Below are 21,741 nucleotides of genomic sequence, written 5' to 3'. Positions count from 1 at the left end.
CTTATTTAAGCTTAGTATTGATGGTCGTTTGACCTTGTTCAAAATATTGGCCGGCTGTGCTCATTAATACTCCAATCCATTCGTCAACCCATTTAACCTTTGCAAGTTCAGGATTAGAGTTGGTGTAATCGGTACATTCTTTTAGCAAGGTGCTATTTTCTGGCAGAAATATGAACGGATATGCGCTGTCGGCTAAACCATAATCCCATACTTCAAGCGTTAATTCCCAACCTTTGATCGCTTCGTCAAACATGTTTTTTTCTGTGTTCAATGATGATGGCCACGAGCCATTCAAGAGAGAGTAGGCACTTTTCACTTCTGCGAGTTGATTTCTGTAATCGTCATTGGATACGCCCTGTTCTGTCATAACGTTTAGTTTTTCTGCTTCTATTAAAAAGTTGTTGAGATTTGATCTGAACTCTGCTGAAATTCCGCTACCACGAAGAAGGAGGAAGCCAATTACACAAATAACGGCAAGAAGCAACGCGCCACCTATACCCGCAAAGGCAAAAATAACTTTCTTATCAATTGTGAAAGCGTTTTGTTGTTTGTTAACGGGGGATTGCGCTTGAGGCGAGTTGATAAACTCAGGCCTGTATTGTGATTGGGGTCGTTCAACTTGAGACGATATAATTTTCTTGCTTGTTTCAGCAAAAAATCCTCTGGCGCTGTATTCTGGATGACTTGTGATTTTCCAAAAAACGAAATCAATGGGCCAGAATTCAAAACCTTTGATGGCGATGAACCGTTCTGAACCTCTTAATACCCAAGAACCGCCAAATTCATGACGCATTATTTCTCCTAGATAAGTCCCCCAAATATTGGCTGTTCTGGAAATAGCAAGATTTGTTTTTTCGTCTTTCATTCGACTAGATAGGTTTTGATAAGCCTGAGACAATAGGTCATCCAATTTACCTATGCTTCGCTCTGATATGTCTAAATCCTGCCCAAACTTTTCTTTGGCTAATTTAATCGCATAATCGGTGGTTGCTTTCATTTCATCTTTGACATTAGTCATGATGTCTCCATGTGACATTAATTTATACCGTAAGAAGATGGCTAATTAGGAACAGACAGTGGCGTCTCCGTATACCATCCTAACTTATTTGGGATGGTATACCGCCAAAGTCGGAAACTTTATAACCTCTTACTCTTTTCCATTGTACTCCCGAAAACTCCTATCCAACTTCCTCACGGTATGTTTTTGTCATCTTGTTAAGTTCAGGAGTTCCGATTTTTTACTCATACCTCACAACAATCCCTCGCTCACCAGCAACTCCGCATTATAGATCGAGCCGCCTGCCGCGCCGCGGATGGTGTTGTGTGATAGGACGACAAACTTCAGATCCAAGATCGGATCGCGCCTGACCCTGCCGACGACGGTCGTCATCCCTTTGCCTGCCAGGCGGTCGAGGCGCGGTTGTGGACGATCCGCTTCTTCGCGGACTTGAATCACGGGTCGCGGACTCGACGGCAACTCGCGCGCGGCTGAGGCGGCGGAGAAATCTCGCAGGATCGCCTCCGCAGTTTGAGGGTCGGTGGGACGCGTCAACTCCACGCTGGCGCAGACGAGGTGACCATCCGTCACTGCTACGCGGGTGGTATGCGCGCTGAATCGGATATCCGCCAGATCAATTTTGTCTTTGTTGAATTTGCCAAGCATCTTGCGCGGCTCCCATTCCACTTTTTCCTCTTCGCCTTTGATGTTGGGAATCACATTGTCCGCGATGTCGAGCGAGGCGACGCCAGGATAGCCCGCGCCCGAAAGCGCCTGCAACGAGACCGCGAAAACTTTTTTCACGCCGAACGCATCGTCGAGGGCTTTGAGCGCGATGGTTAACCCCGTGCTCGTGCAATTCGGATTCGTGATGATGCAACCGCTATAGTTTTTGTTCTTGCGTTGTTGTGTGACGAGATGGATGTGATCCGCGTTGATCTCGGGGAGGAGCAGTGGCACATCGTCGTCACGGCGATAGGACGATGCGTTGGAACACACCGCCATGCCCGCGCGCGCGAACTGCGGTTCGAGGTCTTTGGCGATCTCGTTGTGCAACGCGGAGAAAACAATTTTTGCCTGCGCCGATTCGACTGTGGCTGGCACGACGATCATGTCTTTGGCATAGTCGGGCATCGGTTCGTTCAAGATCCAGCGCGTGGCTTGCGAATATTTTTGCCCGACCGATTTATCGGACGCGGCAAGCGCGACGACTTTGAACCAGGGGTGATTGTCTAATAACGAAATAAATCTTTGACCAACTGAACCTGTTGCGCCGAGGACGGCTACGGGGATGGGGGAGGGCATGGGAGGGAGTCCTTTTGAGGTGTGAGATAGAGATATGGGATACGGGATATGAGATATGAGATATGAGATATGGGATACGGGTTACTTACTTCGTACTTCATATTGCCTATTTGCCTATTTGCTCATTTGCCTTCTTGTCGACTTGTTAACGATCAACCCATGCAACGCTTTCACCGCATGTTCCGTATCGCGCGCGTCAACGACGAGACTGATCGAAACTTCCGACGAGCCTTGCGCGATGGCGAGCACGTTGACGTCCTCCTCGCCGAGTCGGCTGAACACCTGTCCCGCCACGCCGGGCGTATGGAGCATTCCCGCGCCGACGACGGTGATGATGGAAACCTCATCGGTAGACCAGACACGGTCAATGTCATTGTCTTCGATCTCGCGCGCAAACGTCCCTTCGAGCGCCGAGACAACCGACGACGCGGCTTCGGCAGGCAAAGCAAAACAAATGGATTGCTCCGACGAGGCTTGCGTGATCAACGGCACACTCGTGCCAGTGGACGCCACCGCGCCGAACGCGCGCGCCGCCACGCCAGGCACGCCCAACATACCGCGCCCTTCGATGGTCACCAATCGTTGTTTGCGGATCGCGGTCACCGCTTTGATGACGCGCCCATTCTTTTTTCCATTCGACGTTAATCGCGTGCCCGCATGAGTCGGGTTGAACGTGTTGCAAATCCGCAGTCCAATGCCCGCCTCCACCACAGGTCGAATCGTTTTCGGGTGCAACACTTTCGCGCCGTAATACGCGAGTTCCGCAATTTCGCCATAACTAATTTCAGCCAACGTCTGCGCCTCTTTCACAATACGCGGGTCGGTCGTCATCACGCCGTCCACGTCGGTCCAGATCCACACCTCATCGGCGGGCAAGGCTTTGCCGATGATCGCGGCGGAATAATCGCTCCCTCCGCGCCCCAACGTGGTGACGATTCCATCGGGTGTCGCGCCGATGAACCCCGTTGTGATCGGCACAATGCCCGCATCGAGGATTGGATTCAACGCCGCGCGCGTCTTCTCTGTCGTGACTTTGAAATCGGGATTCGCGTTCTGGAAGTGAGCGTTCGTGACGACAAATTCGGCTGATTCAATCCATTCGGCTTTTATCCCCGCCTCGTTCGCCACCGCCGCCAGCAAGCGGACGCTCATCCGCTCGCCCAGCGACGCCACCGCATCCAACGCGCGCGGGCTGGCTTCGCCGATCACGGCGATCGCGTTGCATAAATCGATAAGCGCGAGAATCAGAGAGTTGATTTCGATTTTTGTTTGCTCGCGGAGTGTTTCATCCTTGACGAGCGAATCAAGCGCGGAGAAGTGTTTTTGCCGAAGCGTGGATTCGGCCTCCGCAAGCGAATCAAGCTTCCCCTGCGCGGCGAGCGAAGCCGATTGGAGCAGAAGGTCGGTCACGCCGGACATCGCCGAGGTCACGACCACGACGCGCGCCCAATCCTTCTTCGCATTGCAAATGATCTGCGCCGCGCTGACGAGCGCATCCGCAGAACCGACGGACGTCCCGCCGAATTTCATCACGAGTGTTTTGCTTGACATACTCTTCTCCTTGAACTTAAGACCTGACAGGTCTTCTAAGCGTATTGGTCTATCCTGAGGCTTGCGCGGACAAAGATCACTGACGAGCGAACTTTTGCGGAGACCTGTCAGGTCTATGTTTCGAGATAAAAAAACGCCCCACGTTTCCGTGAGGCGTTGCGCATTTCGAGATAACTTTTGTGCGAGTTACTTCATCCATCCAAGCGCAAATTCCTCACGGAGAGTTCCTGAGGTAGTAGTAGTCATGGTGGTGAAGCAAGCGTGTTGCATGTTGGGCGGTATTCTATGCGAGGCATGAGATTGAGTCAAGTGACGAATTTCGAATTCGCCATCTACTTGAGCGCCTGGTCAATGTCCCAAAGAATATCTTCGATATCTTCGAGACCGATCGACAGGCGGATAAAATCGGGGCTAACGCCGGCGGCGAGCTGTTCTTCTGCCGAAAGTTGCGAGTGGGTGGTGCTGGCGGGATGGATCGCCATGGATTTCGCGTCTCCCAAATTGGCGACGTGGCTGAGCAGTTGCAACTTGTCGATGAAACGCGCGCCCGCTTCTTTGCCGCCGTGAATGCCGAAGCCGAGCATGGCGCCCGAGCCTATGGGGAGATATTTTTTTGCCTTTTGATGATCGGGATGCTTTGGTAAACCTGAATAGGTGACCCACTTAACTTTTGGATGATCCTCTAAAAATTCCGCTACGCGTTGCGCGTTTTTACAGTGTTGTTCCAAGCGCAGGGAGAGGGTCTCCAATCCTTGCAGGAACCACCAGGAAGCGATGGGCTGTTGACACGCGCCGAAATCGCGCAGGATGCCCGCGCGGGCTTTGGAGATGAAGGCGGCGGGACCGAAGTCGTCGGCGTAGACTACATGATGATAGGAAGGATCGGGTTCGGTAAAGTTTTTGAAGCGCCCGCTTTTTTTCCAATCGAAATTTCCCTTGTCCACGATCGCGCCGCCGATGGCTGTGCCATGCCCGCCGATGAATTTGGTGGTGGAGTGGGTGACGATGTCTGCGCCCCATTCGAACGGGCGGCATAAATACGGCGTGGCAAAGGTGTTGTCGATCATCAAGGGAATGGCAAACTCGCGCGCGATGGCGGCGGCTTCTTCAAACGGAAAGATATTGACGAGCGGGTTGGAAATGGTCTCGCCGTAAATAATTTTGGTGTTGGGTTGAATGGCGCGCCGAAAATTTTCGGGGTCGCTGGGGTCAACCAACGTGACCTGGATGCCCAATTTGGGAAATGTATATTTGAACTGTGTGACCGTCCCGCCGTATAAAGTGGACGGCGCGACGATATGGTCGCCCGCTTCGCAAATGGTCAAAATGGCGGTGGCTTGCGCGGCATGGCCCGAACTGGTCTCCACGGCGCCGATGCCGCCCTCTAAACTGGCAATCCGTTCTTCAAACACGCTCGTGGTCGGGTTGGAGATGCGCGTGTAAATGTGACCCGCTTCTTGCAAGGCGAACAACCGCGCGGCGCGTTCCGTGCTTTGCAGATCGTACGCGGCGGTCTGATAGATCGGAACGGCGCGGCTGCCGGTCGCCGGGTCGGCTTCGTAGCCCGCGTGTAACTGCCGTGTGGAAAAACCGAATGTGCGAATATTCTTCATTGCGTTATGTTCCGTACTATCGCTCCACGTCAAACGCCGTGTTTTGATAGACGTAATAGTTCAGCCAGTTTGAATACAACAAATTGGCATGACCGCGCCAGCGCACGTTTGGAACTTGAGACGGGTCGTCATTGGGGTAATAATTTTTAGGGACGTGGATCGGCAAACCCTTGTTCACATCGCGGTCATACTCGCCTTTCAATGTGAGCGGATCGTATTCCGAGTGACCTGTTACGAAGATGTGCTTTCCATCCTTCGAGCCGACGATGTACACCCCCGCCTCCTCCGACTGCGCCAAAATTTGGATCTCGCTCACTTGGGCAATATCTTCGCTGCGGATTTCCGTGTGGCGCGAATGCGGCGCGAGGAAAAGATCGTCGAATCCGCGCAATAAACTTTCATTGGGCGCCAAGACGCGATGCTCGAACACGCCGAACATTTTGCGCGGCAAATCATATTTCGGAATCCCATAGCGGTGATAGAGCGCGGCTTGCGCTCCCCAGCAGATGTAAAAGTTGGATTCGACGTTTGTCTCCGCCCAATCTAAAATTTGGGTGAGTTCATCCCAATAATCCACATCTTCAAACGGCATTTGTTCGATCGGCGCGCCGGTGATGATCAACCCGTCAAACTCTTCGTTTTTTATTTCCTCAAACGTTACGTAGTGATTAAGCAGATGCTCGGCGTCCGTGTTTTTCGACTCATGCGTGGCGGTGTGCAGTAAAGTGATCTCCACTTGCAACGCGGAGTTGGACAACAGCCGCAGTAACTGAGTTTCCGTCGCGATCTTGGTCGGCATCAGGTTCAGGATCGCCACGCGCAAGGCGCGGATATCCTGGCGGAGCGCGCGGTCCTCGTCCATGATGAACACGTTTTCATGTTCCAGCGTGGCGCGGGCGGGAAGGGTGGCGGGAATTTTTACAGGCATGGGAAAAGAAAGGATGAATTCAGAAGGATGAAGGATGAAAATTCATCCTTCCTATTTCATCCTTCATCCTTTCTTAGTTGAGCGCTTGCTCCAAATCCCACAAGATATCGTCAATATCTTCGAGACCTACACTCAAGCGCACGAAGTCGGGTTTCACGCCCGCGCCGAGTTGTTGTTCCTCATTCAGTTGGCTGTGGGTGGTCGAGGCGGGGTGGATGGCGAGACTGCGCGCATCGCCCACATTGGCAAGATGGCTGAACAATTGCAGGCTGTCAATGAACTTTCTGCCCGCTTCCAAACCGCCCTGGATGCCGAAGCCCAAAATCGCGCCGGCGCCCTTCGGTAAATATTTTTTCGCGCGCGCATAATCGGGATGGCTCTTGAGTCCGGGGTAGGTGACCCACGAGACCTTGGGATGCTTCTCCAAATATTCGGCAACGGCTTGCGCGTTCTGCACGTGACGCTCCATGCGCAAACTGAGCGTTTCGAGTCCTTGAATGGTCTGCCATGCATTGAACGGAGCCTGGCACGCGCCAATGTCGCGCAGCACATGCACCCGCGCTTTGATGGCGAACGGAGGCAAGCCCGCGCCCGTTAAACTGGAATACACCAAGCCGTGATAGGAAGGATCGGGCGTGTTGAAGTTTTCAAACTTGCCGTTGCTCCAGTCATAGTTGCCGCCGTCCACGATGACGCCGCCGATGGTGGTCCCGTTGCCAGTGATGAACTTGGTGGTGGAGTGGGTAACGATGTGCGCGCCCCACTCAAACGGACGGAAGAGATACGGTGTGGCAAAGGTGTTGTCGATCAGCAGTACGAGGTGATGTTTTTTGGCAATTTCAGCAACTTCTTCAAACGGGAAGACGGCAATATCGGGATTCCCCAACGTTTCGCCGTAGATCACTTTGGTGTTCGGCTTGATCGCCGCCTCGAAATTCTTCGGGTCGGTTGGGTCCACGAACGTGACTTCGATTCCCAGCTTCGGCAGGGTATACGCAAACTGGTTGTATGTGCCGCCATACAAGTGCGATGAAGAAACGATATGGTCGCCAGCGCTCAGCAAAGTGAAAATAGCTTGCGCTTGCGCCGCATGACCCGAACTTGCGGCAAGAGCCGCCACGCCGCCTTCGAGCGAAGCGATACGCTGTTCCAGCACGTCGGTGGTTGGGTTCATCAAGCGGGTGTAGATGTTCCCCAACTCCTTGAGCGCGAACAGATTCGCGGCGTGTTCGGTGTTCTTGAACTGATAGCTTGTTGTCTGGTACAACGGCACGGCGCGGCTCCCGGTGGTTGGGTCGGGCGAATACCCGGCGTGCAACTGACGCGTGCTAAAACCATATTGACGTTCGACGACTGTGGACATGAAACTCTCCTTGAGTATGATTTATCCGCCCATCAGGAGAAGTTTAAAAAATTTACCTCTCCTGAAAGCACAAGAAGAGGCATCATTGACGATTCCGTCCTCTCATCTTCCAGATGTGAATGGCCGTTGCCATTCATATTTGCCGAATTTGGCACCATAACTTTTGGTTTGGTTGCCGAAGCATCAAAGGGTCGGTCCCTCCGCTTCTCTGGATAAGAGCGAATATTTAATTGCGCGTGTTATATCACGGTGAATCGAAATGTGTCAAGAGTTAAATGTGTTTTAGTCATGGGTTTCCCAGGAAAGCGCGCGACGTGTTCCAACGAATGACACGGATCGTGGCTTTGCAATAGACATAAAAGAGAACGTTTACACACTGGTTCGCCATATCCGAGCGTTCCGTCCTTGAAAACGCCATAGTTGAGTGCGGTATAATCCCAACCGCAATGGCTCGAAGAAAATCCCCCGAAGATTTATCTGTTGAAGAATTACGCCGTTTGTTGATCGAGAAACGGCGCGGCGCGCGGCGTGAACGGCTGGAGCATTTTAAAAGAACAGGCAGGGTCGTTGCGGTGGAACCGGACGCGCTCGAGTCGTCTGCTCCGGTGGTGGAGACGCTTGAGGAAACCGGCGACCAGCCTCAAGTTCCGGAGTCGAAGCGGCGGCGTGCCATGGACCGAGTCCTGTTGGCGGTGGAAGTCCTCGCGGTGGTGGGACTCGTCGGAGTCCTCATCAGCGGGTTCGGGGTCTTGCGCGATCTCAATGAAGAAGTCGCATCGGCGTTCGTGCAGGTGGAGTTGACGCCGACGCCGTTGGTGATGGCGGTGGTGCTTCCGTCGGGACATGTGCCGCCCGACGCGCAGGGAAACACGCGCCCGAACGTGGAGGAGATCCCCGAACATCTGCGACCGATGGTGCAGTCGCTGGAAAATTTGCCGATCCCCACATCCGCGCCTGATCAGGCGATCCGTTTGCAGATCCCCGCGTTGAGCGTGGACGCGCCGATCGTGCAGGGCGATGGTTGGGAGCAACTCAAAAAAGGAGTTGGGCAAAATCTCGCATCGGCGAACCCGGGCGATAATGGGAATGTGATCCTTTCGGCGCACAACGATGTGTACGGCGAGTTGTTCCGCTATCTGGATAAACTTGTGCCCGGCGATCAGATCATCATTTATACTCAACAGCGGCAGTATGTGTATGTGGTGGACCGCACGGCGGTCGTGGAGCCGACGGCGGTGGAAGTGATGGCAAGCACAGGAAGCCCAACCGTGACGTTGATCTCGTGTTATCCGTATTTGGTTAATGATGAGCGGATTGTTGTGTTTGGAAGGTTACAGAATTAATTGTTGATGTGCTGGTCGAGTAGCCCCGTGTAAGTCGGGGCGTATCGAGACCAGATTGTCAGTAAGCAAAACAATTTTCAAAACAAGAATTTGTGGTCTCGGTACGCCCTTCGCAACTAACGCTCAGGGCTACTCGACCACCGTATGAAATAAAAAGGAGTACATCAAATGGCAAAAAATAAAAGACCGATCGTAAACATGGCATCTTCGCAAAAGACCGTCGAGTTTAACCCCGACTACACTCACGTCAAAAAAGATCTGGCGCGTATCGGAACCCTCGCGGGGTTTTTCGTCGTCGTGTTGATCGTGTTGTCGTTCTTTCTCAAATAAATTTTTGCCACTGATTTCACGGATTTTTACAGAAATTTAAAATCCGTGTGAATTCGTGAAATCCGTGACTAAAGAGGTTTTATGTCGCGCATGTTTGTCCCCGGTCCCGTTGACGTTGCCGATGAAGTTTTGCAAGCGCAAGCCGCGCCGATGCTTCCACACCGAAGCAAAGAGTTCGAAGCCATCTTTCGCCGCGCTTCGGAAAAATCGCAAGGACTTTTTTATACCAAGTATCGCGTCTTCCTCAGCGCCTCGTCTGGGACGGGTTTGCAGGAAGCTGCGATTCGCAACTTTGTAAACAAGCGCGTCCTTTCCATCGTCAACGGCGCGTTTGCCGATCGTTGGTACGAAGTCGCCGTGTCAAACGGAAAGGATGTCGAGAAACTTTCTTTCGACTGGGACAAACCCGCTTCGCCCGACCTTGTGGCTGATTCAGTCAAACGCGGCGGATTCGAAGCCCTGACCGTCGTCCACAACGAGACGTCTACCGGGTTGCAGAATCCCGTGAAAGAGATTGCGGAGGCTGTCCGCGCGGTTTCGCCAGAGACGTTGATCCTCGTGGACGCGGTTTCATCCCTCGGCGGCGCAAAGATCGAAATGGATGCGTGGGGACTCGACATGGTTCTCACCTCGTCGCAAAAATGCCTCGCGCTTCCACCGGGACTCGCGCTTGGAGCCGTCTCAGACCGCGCCATGGAAAAAGCCAAGTCGGTCGAGAATCGCGGCTGGTACTTTGACCTCGTCCGCATGGAGAAGCATCGCGTGAAAGATTCCTCTCCCGCCACCCCGGCGATGTCGCTCATCTTCGCGCTCGATTTCCAACTGGATCGAATCTTCGCCGAAGGACTTGATAATCGCTTCGCGCGTCACTCCGCCATGGCAAAACGAGTCCAAGATTGGGCGGACGCGCACGACCTCTCGATGTACGCGCCCGAAGGCTATCGCTCGCAAACGGTGACGACGATCAAGAACGAGCGCGGCATCAACGTCTCTGAATTGAACGCCTTCCTCAAACAGCGCGAGATGCGCATCGCGGGCGGATACGGTCCGATCAAGGAATCCACCTTCCGCATCGCGCACATGGGCGAGATCCAAATGGAAGACATCGAGAAACTGCTTGTGGCGATGGAAGAGTACTTGAAGAAAAGTTGAAAGTTGCAGGTTGGAAAGTTGAAAGTTGAGAGTCTGGCAGATTTTGATTTCTTGCCCAGACTCTTTTTTATTTATAATCAGGCAACATGGATTCGAAACCTGTGACCTTTGACCTGCAACTTGAAACAATGATCTATGGCGGCGACGCGATGGGACGCCTGCCCGACGGTCGCGCGGTCTTTGTCCCGTTTGGGTTGGCGGGAGAAAAAGTCCGCGCGAGGTTGACGGAGGAGAAGAAAAATTTTGCGCGCGGGCAAATTCTCCAAATTCTCGAACCCTCAAAAGATAGAATTCAGCCCAGATGCAAACATTTCTTTTCTCCTCTCGCGCTGAGCGGAGCGCTAGCGGAGACGAAGCGGGGAGAGGGGACAGGGGTGAGGGCTTGCGGAGGATGCCATTACCAGCACCTTCCCTACGAAAAACAACTTGAGATAAAAAACGAAATTCTGATTGACCAACTCAAGCGCATCGGCAAGATCGAAAACCCGCCCGTTCAGCCGATGATTGCGTGTCCCACTCCATGGAATTATCGCAATCACATGCAGTTCTCGCTGGATGAACACGGCAAACTTGGTTTTCAAGCGCCCAACTCAAACAAGATAATTCCTATCGCTGAATGTCACCTTCCCGAACCAAGCATCAACGATTTCTGGCATCAACTTGAATTCGAGCCTGAAACAGACATCGAGCGAGTCTCTCTTCGCGCGGGAAACGATGATGACTTGATGCTCGTCCTCGAATCGGATTCTCCTGAGCCGCCTGAACTCGAGATCGAAGCGGGGATTTCCATCGCGCACGTGTACGAAGAAAACTCCGTTGTCATCGCGGGGAATGACCACATCCTCATCCGCGTGCTTGACCGCGATTTCAAAGTCTCCGCCGCGTCGTTCTTTCAAGTGAACACGGTCATGGCAGGGAAGATGGTCGAACACTTAATTACCCAATTACCAATTACGAATTCATCTACTTTACTCGACCTCTACTGCGGCGTCGGTCTCTTCAGCGCATTCTTCGCTCCCAAATGCGGACGCGTGATCGGCGTGGAAGCCTCCTCATCTGCTTGCGAAGACTTCACGGTGAATCTCGACGAGTTCGATAACGTGGAGTTGTACGAAGGCGCTGCGGAGGAAATTTTACCGAGCCTCGTGGGGCGGATTGGTAATCCGCCCGATTACGTGATTGTTGATCCTCCCCGCGCGGGCATCGAACGTCACGCGCTGGACGCCATCGTCCAATTGAAGCCGCAGAAAATTGCGTATGTTTCCTGCGACCCGTCCACGCTGGCGCGGGATGCGGCGAGGTTGATCCAGGGCGGATATACGTTGAAAGAGGTGACTCCCTTCGACCTGTTCCCGCAGACGTATCACATCGAATCCATTTCGTTGTTTGACCTCTTGCATATGTGACTCTTGCTCTGCCACAGAGTCCACAGAGACTTTTGAGAAAGGCTTTTTTTCTCTGTGTTCTCCCCTGGCGCCGCCCGCCAGGGCAGGTGTGTGGCGAAAAGGACTTTCGCAAGAGGTCTATTTGAAAAAAGAAGAGCGACCCGATTGGGTCGCTCTTGTGATTTACGCCTTCTTATCTTGATCCGTCTTGTTCGTCATACTCTTGCGGATATCAGAACGGAGTTGCTCCGCTTCCTCCGAGCGTTTGCCTTGCGCTTCATTCGAGAGCGCGCCGAAGCGGTCCGAGAGGAGCATGGCGAGCAGGGCTTCCATGATATTGCCCGAGCCGCTCTCTTTATCCGCGCCGACAACCACGCGTGGGACCACATCCACTTTGGATTGTTGGATGGCTTCGGCAAAACGATTCAGCACAGTTTGCGTCACCTGGAACTGCGGCCCGCCATACGCGCGGACTTGTTCCTCGGTGGCTAACGCCTGCGCGATACCGATACGCGCTACCTTCTCGGCTTCCGCTTCTGCCAGCGCGCGGATTTGCGACGCCTGCTGGATCGAGCGTTGATATTCGGCTTTACCCTGATTCGACTGGATCTCGATGTTGAGTTCAGCCTGCGTCATGTTCGTTTGCATCTCGGCGCGGGCTTCGGCTTCGCGGAGTTCGCGTTCTTTCACCGCGGCTTTTTCCTGTCGGTCATACGTTTCAATTTGTTCCGCCGCGATCTGCCGCGAGCGCAACTGCGTGAGGATCGTTTCGATCTGCGTGTCGTTCTCAGGTGACGACGGCGTGCCGATCAACACTTCTTCCAACTCAAGATTGTAGTGCCTGAACTTTTCTTTCATCTCTTCGCTGGCAATGCGTTGAATGTCACTGCGTTCTTGCAGTAGCTGAATCAATGTGCGCGTCTGACCGATGTTCTTGAAATATGCCGCCACCATGGGGTCGAGCGTCTGCTCGACGAGACGTTTGATATCGCCGAAGCGTTGCACGACCAGCGGGGCTTTCTGATAGTCAATGTGTACGACTACCGACAAAGGTAGCGACGGCTCGAACGCGTCCTTTGTGATGAGCGAAACTTCGCTGAGGTTCTCATCGAACTTGTGCGCGCCTGTCTGGTTGCGGATCCATTTGAGAATGAAGTTGGTGGTCGGCACGGGAACCACGTTGCCCGCGTAGGTGTTGAACGCATACTTGCCGGGGAGCAGCGCTTCCTCCCACACGCCGCGTTGACCTCGCGCCACCAACTCGCCGTGACGATATTCCTTGCCCGAAAGGTCTTCGCCTGTCGCGCCTGTATACGAAACGACCACGCCGACACTGCCCACATCAATGATCGTCTTTTTGATCATTTCCACAGTGGCAAACAAGCGGTTGACGTAATAGGTGCCTTCCACCAACACTTGCAGTTGACGCCCGCGGAAGCCGCCCGCTTTCAAAAACTTATCGGGGTCTTGAAATTTATTGTGATACGTCGCGTCATTTTTCGGGTCGTCGCCGACCACGGGAGCGATGATCTCGCCCTGCGCCAGCGACGGTCCATCGTGGACGGTGGCAATGCCGATCTTGTCATCGGTGTCTTTGATAATGACCGGCACAAACCCGCCGCGTTCGGCGATCACTTGCGCCATGCCTTGAATCACTCCCATTTCTTCACGCGATAACGGCATCGAGTACACGCGCTCATCCGTCAGCACGATGAACTGCACGAGATTGATGGCAAACGTCCCTTCGCGTAAGACGCGGCGTTGCGGTCCGCGTTGACCGCCGTTCTTGAAAAAAGATTCCACGTCTTGAAAATCGAAAGCGGTCTCATTGGTCGCGAGCGCCTGCGTTGGTTCGAGCAGTTTGCCGTCGCGCGCAAAGATATAGCCCATCTTTCCCTGCGGAATGGTCACCAATGGAACCAGCCTCACCACATATTGGATCGGCATCAGGTAATGCAGACCGCCGCGCAAGACCTTCGGTTGAAAGCCTGCTTCGCCGTTGAGCGCGATGAACCCGCTTTTCACCGAGCCTTTGAAACCGAATCGCTTTTCTACGATACCGATGCGCGTGTTGGGGATGAATCGGATTCCCAAAAGCAGGAAGAGAACTACGAAGCCCATCAATCCCGCGCCTACTAAAAGCAAACCTGTCATTTTGACCTCCTTTGGTCACAACTGTATCTACGCAATCACCGCCCCGCAGGTTTCGTTTAGAACCTTGCCGAAAAACATGCGAGGCGTTAGTTCATCCAGCAGTTCAACTGCCGGATGAACTTTGGGTATTTTCGCTAATCTTCCGCGATCACGATCACTTTATCCTCGGATGAAAAGACAACCGCTTCAGACTTCTTTGGGTTTGTGTGCACGCCGTACGCCTTACCCGCCATTTTGGCTTCGCCGACAAGCCGGTAGCCGAGCGCAGTTTCCCCGCGCCTTCGCGCCGCCTCGACCACCGTATAAAAGTTGACCGCTTCGCCGAGAGTCACATAATCGCTGATGGGTTTGAGATAGATCTCCGCGCCTTCGGGGTCGAAGATGTCGGTGAACACATGGAACAGTTCGCCGTTCTCTGAAAGTTGCGACATCATCAAACTGACAAGATGTTCACTGACGATGAAATCGTCCACTTGTGTGGCTTCGGCGAGTTCGCGGTTGCGCAGGTCGAGCATCTCGCTGACGATGGAGAACGGCGTTTCGTCTTTCTCAGCCATGTCGCGCAGATGCAGTAATGTGACGAGCGTCTTCGCGTCCGCTTCTTGCGGCTCCATGGTGCTGTACGCCAGAACAATGACGTGATCGTATTCTTCCACGCCGAGTTTGTTGAGCAGATCGCGGTCGGTGGTTTCACCTTCCATCACCACGAGTTTTTGATTCTTCAACTTGCCGCCTTGCGCGCGGATTTGTTTTTCGATGTTGTAAATATCCGCCACGACGGTCACCTGCGAACCTTTCGGCACATAGTGATCGAGTTCATGCACGATGGTCGTGCCGCTTCGGTTCCAGCCAAGGATAAGACATTTTTCAGGCTTGGGTTTTAGCGGTTGTCGGCTCGAGTGGATGAGCGCGTTGTTGATCTGAGCCAAGCCTGATGTGGGAGAGACGCGGATCGTGTCGTCATCTGCCGAGAGGGCGAAGATCTGATCATCTTTTTCGATTCGCGAATCCATAGGCGGGCTGAGAAGGATCGTTCCATTCGTTTTACGCAAACCCATCACACATGAATCTTCAAAGGCGAGCAACGCCTCGCCAAAGGTTTTCCCCGTCAGCGCGGGTTCATTTCTAAAATAAATTTCATCGCCGCCGAAGTTCATCAGTTCGGTGTACACCATCGAAAGCCCCGATTGGCGCGAGGTTTGCGCCACGACTCGCGCAATGAGATCGCCGGTGAGGATGGCTTGCACTTTGTCTTTTTCGCCGACGAGTTTCAACACTGCCATGTTCTTCGCATGGCGGATCTGCGTGATGATGTGATACGGCGCGGCGCGGCGAGCGGGATTGTTGGTGATCGCCAGCGCGGTTTTGATCACGTCGGTATCGGGGTCTTCATTTTCGGGCGGCAGGATGATGATGGCTTTCGCATCATGCGGGCTTGTGATCTCAAGATCGTTCGGGTCTATCGGGCTACCGTTGCGGCAGATGATGCGCGTCTTCCCTTTGACTTCAACACGCTCGCGGATCTCATCTTCCATTTCCACTTTGTCTTTATCTGCCATGACCACGATGCGCGCGTTCGGTTGATTTTCATTTGCCGCCATCAACTCGTTCAACACCGTAAAGACCTGCGCCGACCAACCCAGCACGAGGGTGTGATTCGATTCTAAAACTTGCGACCGTCCCTTTCGCAGGCGTTCCATTTGCCCCTCGATGGCGTTGTTCAACACGCCGATCAACGCGCTGACGATGAAGATGCCGCCCAGCGTGACGAGCAACATGACAAGGCGATAGCCTGTGCCTGTGTCGCCGCCCATCGTGCCCGAATCCAGCGTGCGCATTAAACTTTCCCATGCCGCTTCTATAAATGGGATGCGTTCAGTCTGCCCTTCCTGCACGAACCCCGCGATCGAAATGATCGCGCCAGCCACCAGCACCACCGCCAGCGACAACACGAACAACATGCCGATCATGGCGGGCGTGCCGCGCGACATCTGGTTATCGAACCAATATTTGAACTTTTGACGGAACGTGGGTTTCATGAATCCTCCGCAATGAAATGATGGGGGCGATTATAAAACCAATTTGCAATTGCATCTCCCCCTGATGGCGGATTTACTTTATTATCCCGTTGCCTGAGAACACTTCTGAGAGGCTCGGGCCCTTTTGTTGTCGAATCACGGCATCATTGCTTTTAGGATGGGGTCTAGGTTCTGTCGGGAGATTCTCTTTTTGAATGGATTTTCCTAATGTATTTATGATTTTCAGAATTCTCTTGGCAGTTTATCAGCTACTTATAATCGTCTTTTGAAGATTCTTTTGTTCAACATTCCGAACAGAGTACCTTTTCCTGAAACTATGTTCCGACAAGTTTTTTCAATGGTTTGCATGATTGCTTCAAGCCTAAGATTTATTGGATCTTCGGTCTCTATACCTTCCCAAAAGATTGCCTCATATTTTTCAACTTGAGCTAAATGCTTTTCATATTGTTCATCTGTTCTGAAATGATTCCTAGGCCAAAGTTGAGCGAGCCTGCGGGCGGCAATAAATATTTCATGCACTAATTTTTGTAAATCATCGAAAGGCTCCGCTTCTTTTACGCCTATTTGAGCCATAAATCGGTAACGTATGGAGTATAGCCTGTTAAAAACCTCCTGATGCTCAGCATATCTCTTGTACACGATACTTGCATTTTTTCTAGAATCAAACTGTGCATCTGTTTCGTTAGAATCGCGCTCAATATCTGCAGTTTCACTGTTAAAGCTGAATATGCTTCGCATATGAATAATTGCATCTCTCGCCTCATAGAACAAAGCTAGTGTCTCTTCTGCTAATTCTATTTCCCGCCTTCCCTTTAGTTCGCGTCGCCAAGAATCGATGCCGTATATTGCTAACCATACTCCCAGTAGAATTGAAAGATTTTTTATGGTTTCGAATAAATTGTCAAACATTTCTCCTCCGTATCCTAATCATCCTTGCATCCTCTCCCATTCACCTAGTTTGGCATCCATTTCCCTCTGCACGCGCTCGTACTCTGTTCCCAGCGTGGCGGCTTCGGCGGGTTTCACGAAGGGACTCTCCAACTGCGCGCCAAGATTCGCCAGCGTCGCTTCTAGTTCGGCGATGGCGTTTTCCAATTCTTGCAACTGCGCTATCTTTCGTCTTTCCTCTTTCGTTTCTTTATTCTTTGCATTCTTCACATTTCGAGAATTTGAGAATTGGAGATTGGAGACTGGAGATTGGAAACTGGTTAGCCGCGCCGCTTGTTTCTCGCGTTCTTCTTTCATTTGCGAATACGTGCCGTTGAACACGCGCAAGACCTCCGAGGTCTGAGAGACCTCGGAGGTCTCCCCGCCGATCTCCCAGATTTGGGTGGCGAGCGCGTCCACGAGATAGCGGTCGTGAGAGACGAGCAGGATCGTGCCTTTGTACGAATCCAACACAGATTGCAAAATTTCCTGTGAGGGAATATCAAGATGATTTGTTGGCTCATCGAGCAATAACAAGTTTGTGTCTTGCAAGGCGAGTTTGGCTAGGGCTAATCGTCCGCGTTCGCCGCCTGAGAGCATGGACACAAGTTTGAACGCGTCGTCGCCAGAGAAAAGATATTTGCCGAGATAGTCGCGCGCTTGATACGGCAACATCCCTGATGCGGCGGTGATCTCATCCAACACAGTTTTCTCGGGGTCGAGTCCCTCGTGCGCCTGCGCGAAATAGCCGACGTGTAGACTCGCTCCCAGGATCGCCTCACCAGCCAGAGGGGCAAGGGAACCGAGTATCGTCTTGAGGAATGTTGATTTGCCCGCGCCGTTCGGTCCGATCAATGCGGCGCAGTCGAGTCGTCTCAATTCGATGTCGGGCGCGGCGAATAAAAATTTTTCGGGCGTTCCGTTTTCGGCGGCGTATCCCACCTTCAAATTTTTTGTGCGGATGACGAGATCGCCCGAACGATTCGTCGAACGCAGATGCAAATGCAGATCGGGCGTAACGCGCTGAGGAGGTCTCAGCGCGCGGACGCGGCGCTCGGCCTCCTCGACGCCGAACGGCGATTGCGTGGTTTCCACATCGAGTTGCGACCAATTCATGTTGACCGCTTCGATGCCTGCCTGTTCGATGGCTTGCACAACGCGCGTGAGCCGTTTGAGTTTACCTTTTGCCTGCAACGTGTTTTGCCCCGCAATATTTTTCTTGATGTATTCCATGTCTTTGAGCAGTTTTTCTTTTTCGCTTTCGAAAATTTCAAAGCGATGATTCCAGCGGATCTCGCGCTCGTTCAAATACGTTGTGTAATTGCCGCGATAATATTCCGATCCGCTGACCGCCATTTCAAGCAGAGCGTTGCAGGCGTGATCTAAAAAATAACGATCATGCGAAACGATGATCGCCGCGCCGTCCCATTGCGTGAGATAACTTTCAAGCCACTCAACAGCTTTGATGTCGAGATGGTTCGTCGGCTCATCGAGCAACAATAGATCGGGGTTCGACAACAACAATCGTGCCAGATGCGCGCGCGTGCGTTGTCCGCCTGAGAGATGATCGAGTGACATGTGAAAATCGGGTTCGTCGAATCCCAAACCAGTGAGCACTTGCTTGATGCGGATGGGATACATGTATCCGCCGCGCTCTTCGAACGTGTGTTGCACGCTTCCATATCGGACCAAAGCCTGATCGCGCGTCGTTGGGTCGGACATCTCATCTTCAAGTCTTTTCAGTTCGCCTTCCATGCGAATCAACTCGGCGAACGGCTCGAGGCACACATCCCATAACGCGCCCTGCAATTCAAAGTCCGCTTCTTGCGAGAGGTAGCCGATGCGGAGATTCTTGGCGCGCGTGATCGTCCCGTCTGAAGGTTCTTCCTGCCCGACGAGGATGCGCAACAGAGTCGTCTTGCCGATTCCGTTCGGTCCCACAATGGCAAGCCGCGCGCCTTTGGCAACCGAAAAGGTGACGCCAGAAAATAGATCTTCCGCGCCGAAGGATTTGGAGAGGGAACTTACAGTAATCAGTGACATAGTGAGCAGTGATCAGTATTGCGTATTGCGTACTTCGTAATTGTCCCCGAATTATAAAACAAGCGAGCGGACGTAGAGTCCGCTCGTGAGGATTTTTATTCTAGAACCTGTTATACCGCAACCAAGGCTTTTTCCACTTCCGCTGGGAGGTGGATAAAAACGAAGTGGCCGGTGTAATACAGGTAATCTTCCCCGCTTTCATCAATCACGCGAATCAGATCATCCTTTTCCGCTTGTTCGTCAGGGATGACTTCGTAGACTTTCCTCGTGATCAAAGACGCTTCGTAGTCTGTATTGTCAATGCAAAGGACAAATTGCTTTTTATTGTTCATAGGTCAATCCAAATATCGTTTGATCTTGATGTCTTTTCGACCGATCCCATGCGCTTCATACCAGTGAAGTTCAACATGGCGTATGTTGCCGTTTGGCAATTTGATACGGGCAAAGCCCTTGAGTTTCCTCCAACGTCCGCGCCCATGCATTTTTTGTAAATATGCAAGGTCACGAATTTTGGATCCGACAGCGATGGTTTCAATTCCCTCGATTTCGTCAACGATCTCAAATTTCACACTTGGAGTCTAGCACTTATCAGGTGACGACGCAAGTCGGATTCCGATGAGAGAGCGAGCAGCCGCCCCCCATCCAGCCTCCTCCCAATCCGACGATGAAAATTTTGTATGTGGATTCAATGTATGAATTGTCGGATTTGGAGAGGGAAGGGACGGTGATGAGGGGTGGCGATCAGTATTGTGTATTTCGCAATTGTCCCCGAATTATAAAACAAGCGAGCGAATTACAGGCTTGACACTCCTAGAGTTGGATGTATGATGAGAATACTTGGAAGGAGTAAGAATGTTAGACTCCAAAATTGAGCATGCCGCAACTGCATGGACGACAGTATCCGAAATCCTGTACTTTCCTCATACAGAAAAGGAATATCAGGAAGCTGTTCGCTTGCTTGATAACTTGATTGACGCAGTTGGGGAAAATGAAGAGCATCCGCTTGCTTCTCTGATGGAGGTTTTAGGAATTCTGATCGAGAAGTATGAAGATGAACATGTGCCAGAAATAACCGAACTTTAAAAGTTAAAGTCCCCGATCAATCATCAGGGATTTTTTGTTTCACACTCACGCATCCAGCGAAGCCATATACCTGTGATACGCCTCCGCCAAATTGCGTTCGATGTCGGCGTGGAGCGGCGTCTCCTTGAACGGATTCTTCGCCGACTCTTTGAAGATGTAATTGGCGCAGGTGTTACAGAGAAAATACCCGATCAACACCCCGCGCGGACGGTACATGAAGCCATTGATGGATAGCGCATCCTTGCCCTTGTATTTCATTGGGTCAATGGGGCGCGCCATGCAACCCGGGCAAAGGTCGTCGGTGTAGAGCCAGAACGACTTCATCGCATTGCCGAATTGAGCCTTTCCTTGAAGGTACATCATTTCGAGGATCTTTTCCGCCTCCGATTTTGAATCGTTCGCGTTGGGTCTCATGGACGTATCTCCTTTGGTGGATGTGACAGTCAATTTTAAATTGACGGTCACCTTGCGCATGATCAATACTTCTCGAAAGCTCAAGCGACAGTTCGATTTGTTTGGCAAATCGTGTCGCCTGCCGTGACTCAGACACTGTTTCTTAAGTACACGGATTTGACGGAGTACACGGTCAAACACGGATATTGAAATGGTTTTCTCCGTGACATCCGTGTTACCCGTGTCCAAAAAGACTTAAGAAACAGTCTCTCAGCGCAACTGCGTCAAGAGTCTAGTTGACCGTCACTTTGCTCATTATAAACAAAACGAGCGGACGGTTTGTCCACTCGTCAAAATACAACAAGCCACAATATAACGCCCGCGCGTTATCTCATCTTTTTCCATGACCTCTTCACAGCGAACCCACCAGCTCATCATACTTCCTGCGCGCTTCCTTGATATCCTCCCACATCAGCGCTTTGGGCGAGCCCGGTTCACGCGATTGATTTCTCAACAAATAGGAAGGGTGAAAGATCGGCATCAGCCAACGACCCTCCAAGCGAATCCATTGTCCGCGCATGGAGGTGATACCGGTCTTTCTCAAGACCGATTGACACGCCACATTCCCGGTCAACAAAATCACCAGCGGATCGATCAACCGAATGATCTCAAACACAAACGGACGGTAATACTCAACTTCCGCGTCCGTTGGCTTGCGGAAGGACTTGCCATCCGTCCCCGGCGGCAAGCGGAAGACCGAGTTGGTGATGTACACATCCCGCTCCGGGTCGAAGTTCCCGCCCTGCAGGATCTTATCGAGCAGTTGCCCTGCCGGTCCCACGAACGGCTTACCCTTGATATTCTCCTGCGGACCCGGCGCCTCGCCGATCAACAACAACTTCGCATTCGGGTTGCCGCGGCTAATGACCACATTCGTCCCCGCATTGGCAAGCGGATCGTCCTTCATACCGCGTATGGCGGATAGCGCTTCATCCAGAGAACGAAAAGAATTGGAAGAATCGAGCACAGTGGATTGCGTCATGCGCCATTTATATCATCAACTCACATTAAGCAGAACGTCCCGAGGGTTCTCGTGAACCAGGTTTGGTTTTTATCCAAACCTTCGGGACGGCGC

Annotated in this window: 19 protein-coding genes and 1 riboswitch; of the genes, 5 read left to right on the top strand and 14 right to left on the bottom strand. The window is 52.3% G+C overall.

Annotation, left to right across the window (positions count from 1 at the left end; all coding sequences use genetic code 11):
• Nucleotide 1: 1 nt before the first annotated feature.
• From AC16KF_RS13050 to AC16KF_RS13025, 6 genes are all read right to left on the bottom strand, one after another.
• Nucleotides 2-1,018 (bottom strand): hypothetical protein, encoded by a 1,017-nt coding sequence (locus AC16KF_RS13050; protein ID WP_484037767.1) that lies wholly within the window; start codon nt 1,016-1,018, stop codon nt 2-4.
• Nucleotides 1,019-1,249: 231 nt separating this feature from the next.
• Nucleotides 1,250-2,302 carry an aspartate-semialdehyde dehydrogenase gene (gene asd / locus AC16KF_RS13045; RefSeq protein ID WP_484037766.1) on the bottom strand — a complete coding sequence of 351 codons (1,053 nt, stop codon included), beginning with the start codon at nt 2,300-2,302 and terminating at the stop codon, nt 1,250-1,252.
• A 114-nt stretch (nt 2,303-2,416) separates the two neighbouring features.
• Complete coding sequence (locus AC16KF_RS13040; protein ID WP_484037765.1) at nt 2,417-3,853, bottom strand: aspartate kinase; 1,437 nt, start codon at nt 3,851-3,853, stop codon at nt 2,417-2,419.
• A 332-nt stretch (nt 3,854-4,185) separates the two neighbouring features.
• Nucleotides 4,186-5,466: an O-acetylhomoserine aminocarboxypropyltransferase/cysteine synthase family protein gene (locus AC16KF_RS13035; RefSeq protein ID WP_484037764.1), complete on the bottom strand. Its 1,281-nt coding sequence runs from the start codon at nt 5,464-5,466 to the stop codon at nt 4,186-4,188.
• A 16-nt stretch (nt 5,467-5,482) separates the two neighbouring features.
• Nucleotides 5,483-6,394, bottom strand: coding sequence for a homoserine O-acetyltransferase MetA (metA, locus tag AC16KF_RS13030; RefSeq protein ID WP_484037763.1), 912 nt, complete (start codon nt 6,392-6,394; stop codon nt 5,483-5,485).
• Nucleotides 6,395-6,467: 73 nt separating this feature from the next.
• Nucleotides 6,468-7,757 (bottom strand): O-acetylhomoserine aminocarboxypropyltransferase/cysteine synthase family protein, encoded by a 1,290-nt coding sequence (locus tag AC16KF_RS13025; protein ID WP_484037762.1) that lies wholly within the window; start codon nt 7,755-7,757, stop codon nt 6,468-6,470.
• Nucleotides 7,758-7,856: 99 nt separating this feature from the next.
• Nucleotides 7,857-7,976: riboswitch (SAM riboswitch) on the bottom strand.
• 227 nt (nt 7,977-8,203) lie between these two features.
• Here AC16KF_RS13025 and AC16KF_RS13020 point away from each other — a divergent pair.
• From AC16KF_RS13020 to AC16KF_RS13005, 4 genes are all read left to right on the top strand, one after another.
• A complete protein-coding gene (locus AC16KF_RS13020) occupies nt 8,204-9,100 on the top strand; it encodes a sortase (protein ID WP_484037761.1) in 897 nt (298 codons plus the stop codon).
• Between the two features lie 168 nt (nt 9,101-9,268).
• On the top strand, nt 9,269-9,430 hold the full coding sequence (locus AC16KF_RS13015; protein WP_484037760.1) for a hypothetical protein: 162 nt from the start codon (nt 9,269-9,271) through the stop codon (nt 9,428-9,430).
• A gap of 81 nt (nt 9,431-9,511) precedes the next feature.
• Nucleotides 9,512-10,582 carry a pyridoxal-phosphate-dependent aminotransferase family protein gene (locus tag AC16KF_RS13010; protein ID WP_484037759.1) on the top strand — a complete coding sequence of 357 codons (1,071 nt, stop codon included), beginning with the start codon at nt 9,512-9,514 and terminating at the stop codon, nt 10,580-10,582.
• Nucleotides 10,583-10,668: 86 nt separating this feature from the next.
• Nucleotides 10,669-11,988 carry a class I SAM-dependent RNA methyltransferase gene (locus tag AC16KF_RS13005; RefSeq protein ID WP_484037758.1) on the top strand — a complete coding sequence of 440 codons (1,320 nt, stop codon included), beginning with the start codon at nt 10,669-10,671 and terminating at the stop codon, nt 11,986-11,988.
• 162 nt (nt 11,989-12,150) lie between these two features.
• Here the strand turns inward: AC16KF_RS13005 and AC16KF_RS13000 are convergent, their stop codons facing one another.
• From AC16KF_RS13000 to AC16KF_RS12975, 6 genes are all read right to left on the bottom strand, one after another.
• Nucleotides 12,151-14,121 (bottom strand): SPFH domain-containing protein, encoded by a 1,971-nt coding sequence (locus AC16KF_RS13000; RefSeq protein WP_484037757.1) that lies wholly within the window; start codon nt 14,119-14,121, stop codon nt 12,151-12,153.
• A 134-nt stretch (nt 14,122-14,255) separates the two neighbouring features.
• Nucleotides 14,256-16,160: a CASTOR/POLLUX-related putative ion channel gene (locus tag AC16KF_RS12995; RefSeq protein ID WP_484037756.1), complete on the bottom strand. Its 1,905-nt coding sequence runs from the start codon at nt 16,158-16,160 to the stop codon at nt 14,256-14,258.
• Between the two features lie 252 nt (nt 16,161-16,412).
• Entirely contained in the window at nt 16,413-17,069 is a 657-nt protein-coding gene (locus tag AC16KF_RS12990) for a hypothetical protein (protein ID WP_484037755.1), read from the bottom strand.
• Nucleotides 17,070-17,087: 18 nt separating this feature from the next.
• Complete coding sequence (abc-f, locus tag AC16KF_RS12985; protein WP_484037754.1) at nt 17,088-19,130, bottom strand: ribosomal protection-like ABC-F family protein; 2,043 nt, start codon at nt 19,128-19,130, stop codon at nt 17,088-17,090.
• A 110-nt stretch (nt 19,131-19,240) separates the two neighbouring features.
• Nucleotides 19,241-19,462 carry a hypothetical protein gene (locus AC16KF_RS12980; RefSeq protein WP_484037753.1) on the bottom strand — a complete coding sequence of 74 codons (222 nt, stop codon included), beginning with the start codon at nt 19,460-19,462 and terminating at the stop codon, nt 19,241-19,243.
• 3 nt (nt 19,463-19,465) lie between these two features.
• Nucleotides 19,466-19,699 carry a hypothetical protein gene (locus AC16KF_RS12975; RefSeq protein ID WP_484037752.1) on the bottom strand — a complete coding sequence of 78 codons (234 nt, stop codon included), beginning with the start codon at nt 19,697-19,699 and terminating at the stop codon, nt 19,466-19,468.
• Nucleotides 19,700-19,982: 283 nt separating this feature from the next.
• Between AC16KF_RS12975 and AC16KF_RS12970 the strand changes: the two genes are divergently transcribed.
• The gene (locus AC16KF_RS12970) at nt 19,983-20,213 is read left to right on the top strand and encodes a hypothetical protein (RefSeq protein ID WP_484037751.1); all 231 of its coding nucleotides are present in this window, start codon (nt 19,983-19,985) and stop codon (nt 20,211-20,213) included.
• Between the two features lie 45 nt (nt 20,214-20,258).
• On the opposite strand, the gene AC16KF_RS12965 is transcribed toward AC16KF_RS12970, so the two are convergent.
• Together AC16KF_RS12965 and AC16KF_RS12960 are read right to left on the bottom strand one after the other, a co-directional pair.
• Complete coding sequence (locus AC16KF_RS12965; RefSeq protein ID WP_484037750.1) at nt 20,259-20,627, bottom strand: hypothetical protein; 369 nt, start codon at nt 20,625-20,627, stop codon at nt 20,259-20,261.
• A gap of 391 nt (nt 20,628-21,018) precedes the next feature.
• Nucleotides 21,019-21,648 (bottom strand): uracil-DNA glycosylase, encoded by a 630-nt coding sequence (locus AC16KF_RS12960; protein WP_484037749.1) that lies wholly within the window; start codon nt 21,646-21,648, stop codon nt 21,019-21,021.
• Nucleotides 21,649-21,741 lie beyond the last annotated feature (93 nt).

The sequence above is a fragment of the Candidatus Defluviilinea gracilis genome, from assembly GCF_057138825.1.
This window is presented reverse-complemented; position numbering and strand designations above follow the sequence as displayed.

Coding starts and splice junctions, on each gene's coding strand:
- AC16KF_RS13050 (WP_484037767.1), bottom strand. CDS start 1,018: ATGACTAATGTCAAAGATGAAATGAAAGCAACCACCGATTATGCGATT.
- asd (WP_484037766.1), bottom strand. CDS start 2,302: ATGCCCTCCCCCATCCCCGTAGCCGTCCTCGGCGCAACAGGTTCAGTT.
- AC16KF_RS13040 (WP_484037765.1), bottom strand. CDS start 3,853: ATGTCAAGCAAAACACTCGTGATGAAATTCGGCGGGACGTCCGTCGGT.
- AC16KF_RS13035 (WP_484037764.1), bottom strand. CDS start 5,466: ATGAAGAATATTCGCACATTCGGTTTTTCCACACGGCAGTTACACGCG.
- metA (WP_484037763.1), bottom strand. CDS start 6,394: ATGCCTGTAAAAATTCCCGCCACCCTTCCCGCCCGCGCCACGCTGGAA.
- AC16KF_RS13025 (WP_484037762.1), bottom strand. CDS start 7,757: ATGTCCACAGTCGTCGAACGTCAATATGGTTTTAGCACGCGTCAGTTG.
- AC16KF_RS13020 (WP_484037761.1), top strand. CDS start 8,204: ATGGCTCGAAGAAAATCCCCCGAAGATTTATCTGTTGAAGAATTACGC.
- AC16KF_RS13015 (WP_484037760.1), top strand. CDS start 9,269: ATGGCAAAAAATAAAAGACCGATCGTAAACATGGCATCTTCGCAAAAG.
- AC16KF_RS13010 (WP_484037759.1), top strand. CDS start 9,512: ATGTCGCGCATGTTTGTCCCCGGTCCCGTTGACGTTGCCGATGAAGTT.
- AC16KF_RS13005 (WP_484037758.1), top strand. CDS start 10,669: ATGGATTCGAAACCTGTGACCTTTGACCTGCAACTTGAAACAATGATC.
- AC16KF_RS13000 (WP_484037757.1), bottom strand. CDS start 14,121: ATGACAGGTTTGCTTTTAGTAGGCGCGGGATTGATGGGCTTCGTAGTT.
- AC16KF_RS12995 (WP_484037756.1), bottom strand. CDS start 16,160: ATGAAACCCACGTTCCGTCAAAAGTTCAAATATTGGTTCGATAACCAG.
- AC16KF_RS12990 (WP_484037755.1), bottom strand. CDS start 17,069: ATGTTTGACAATTTATTCGAAACCATAAAAAATCTTTCAATTCTACTG.
- abc-f (WP_484037754.1), bottom strand. CDS start 19,130: ATGTCACTGATTACTGTAAGTTCCCTCTCCAAATCCTTCGGCGCGGAA.
- AC16KF_RS12980 (WP_484037753.1), bottom strand. CDS start 19,462: ATGAACAATAAAAAGCAATTTGTCCTTTGCATTGACAATACAGACTAC.
- AC16KF_RS12970 (WP_484037751.1), top strand. CDS start 19,983: ATGTTAGACTCCAAAATTGAGCATGCCGCAACTGCATGGACGACAGTA.
- AC16KF_RS12965 (WP_484037750.1), bottom strand. CDS start 20,627: ATGAGACCCAACGCGAACGATTCAAAATCGGAGGCGGAAAAGATCCTC.
- AC16KF_RS12960 (WP_484037749.1), bottom strand. CDS start 21,648: ATGACGCAATCCACTGTGCTCGATTCTTCCAATTCTTTTCGTTCTCTG.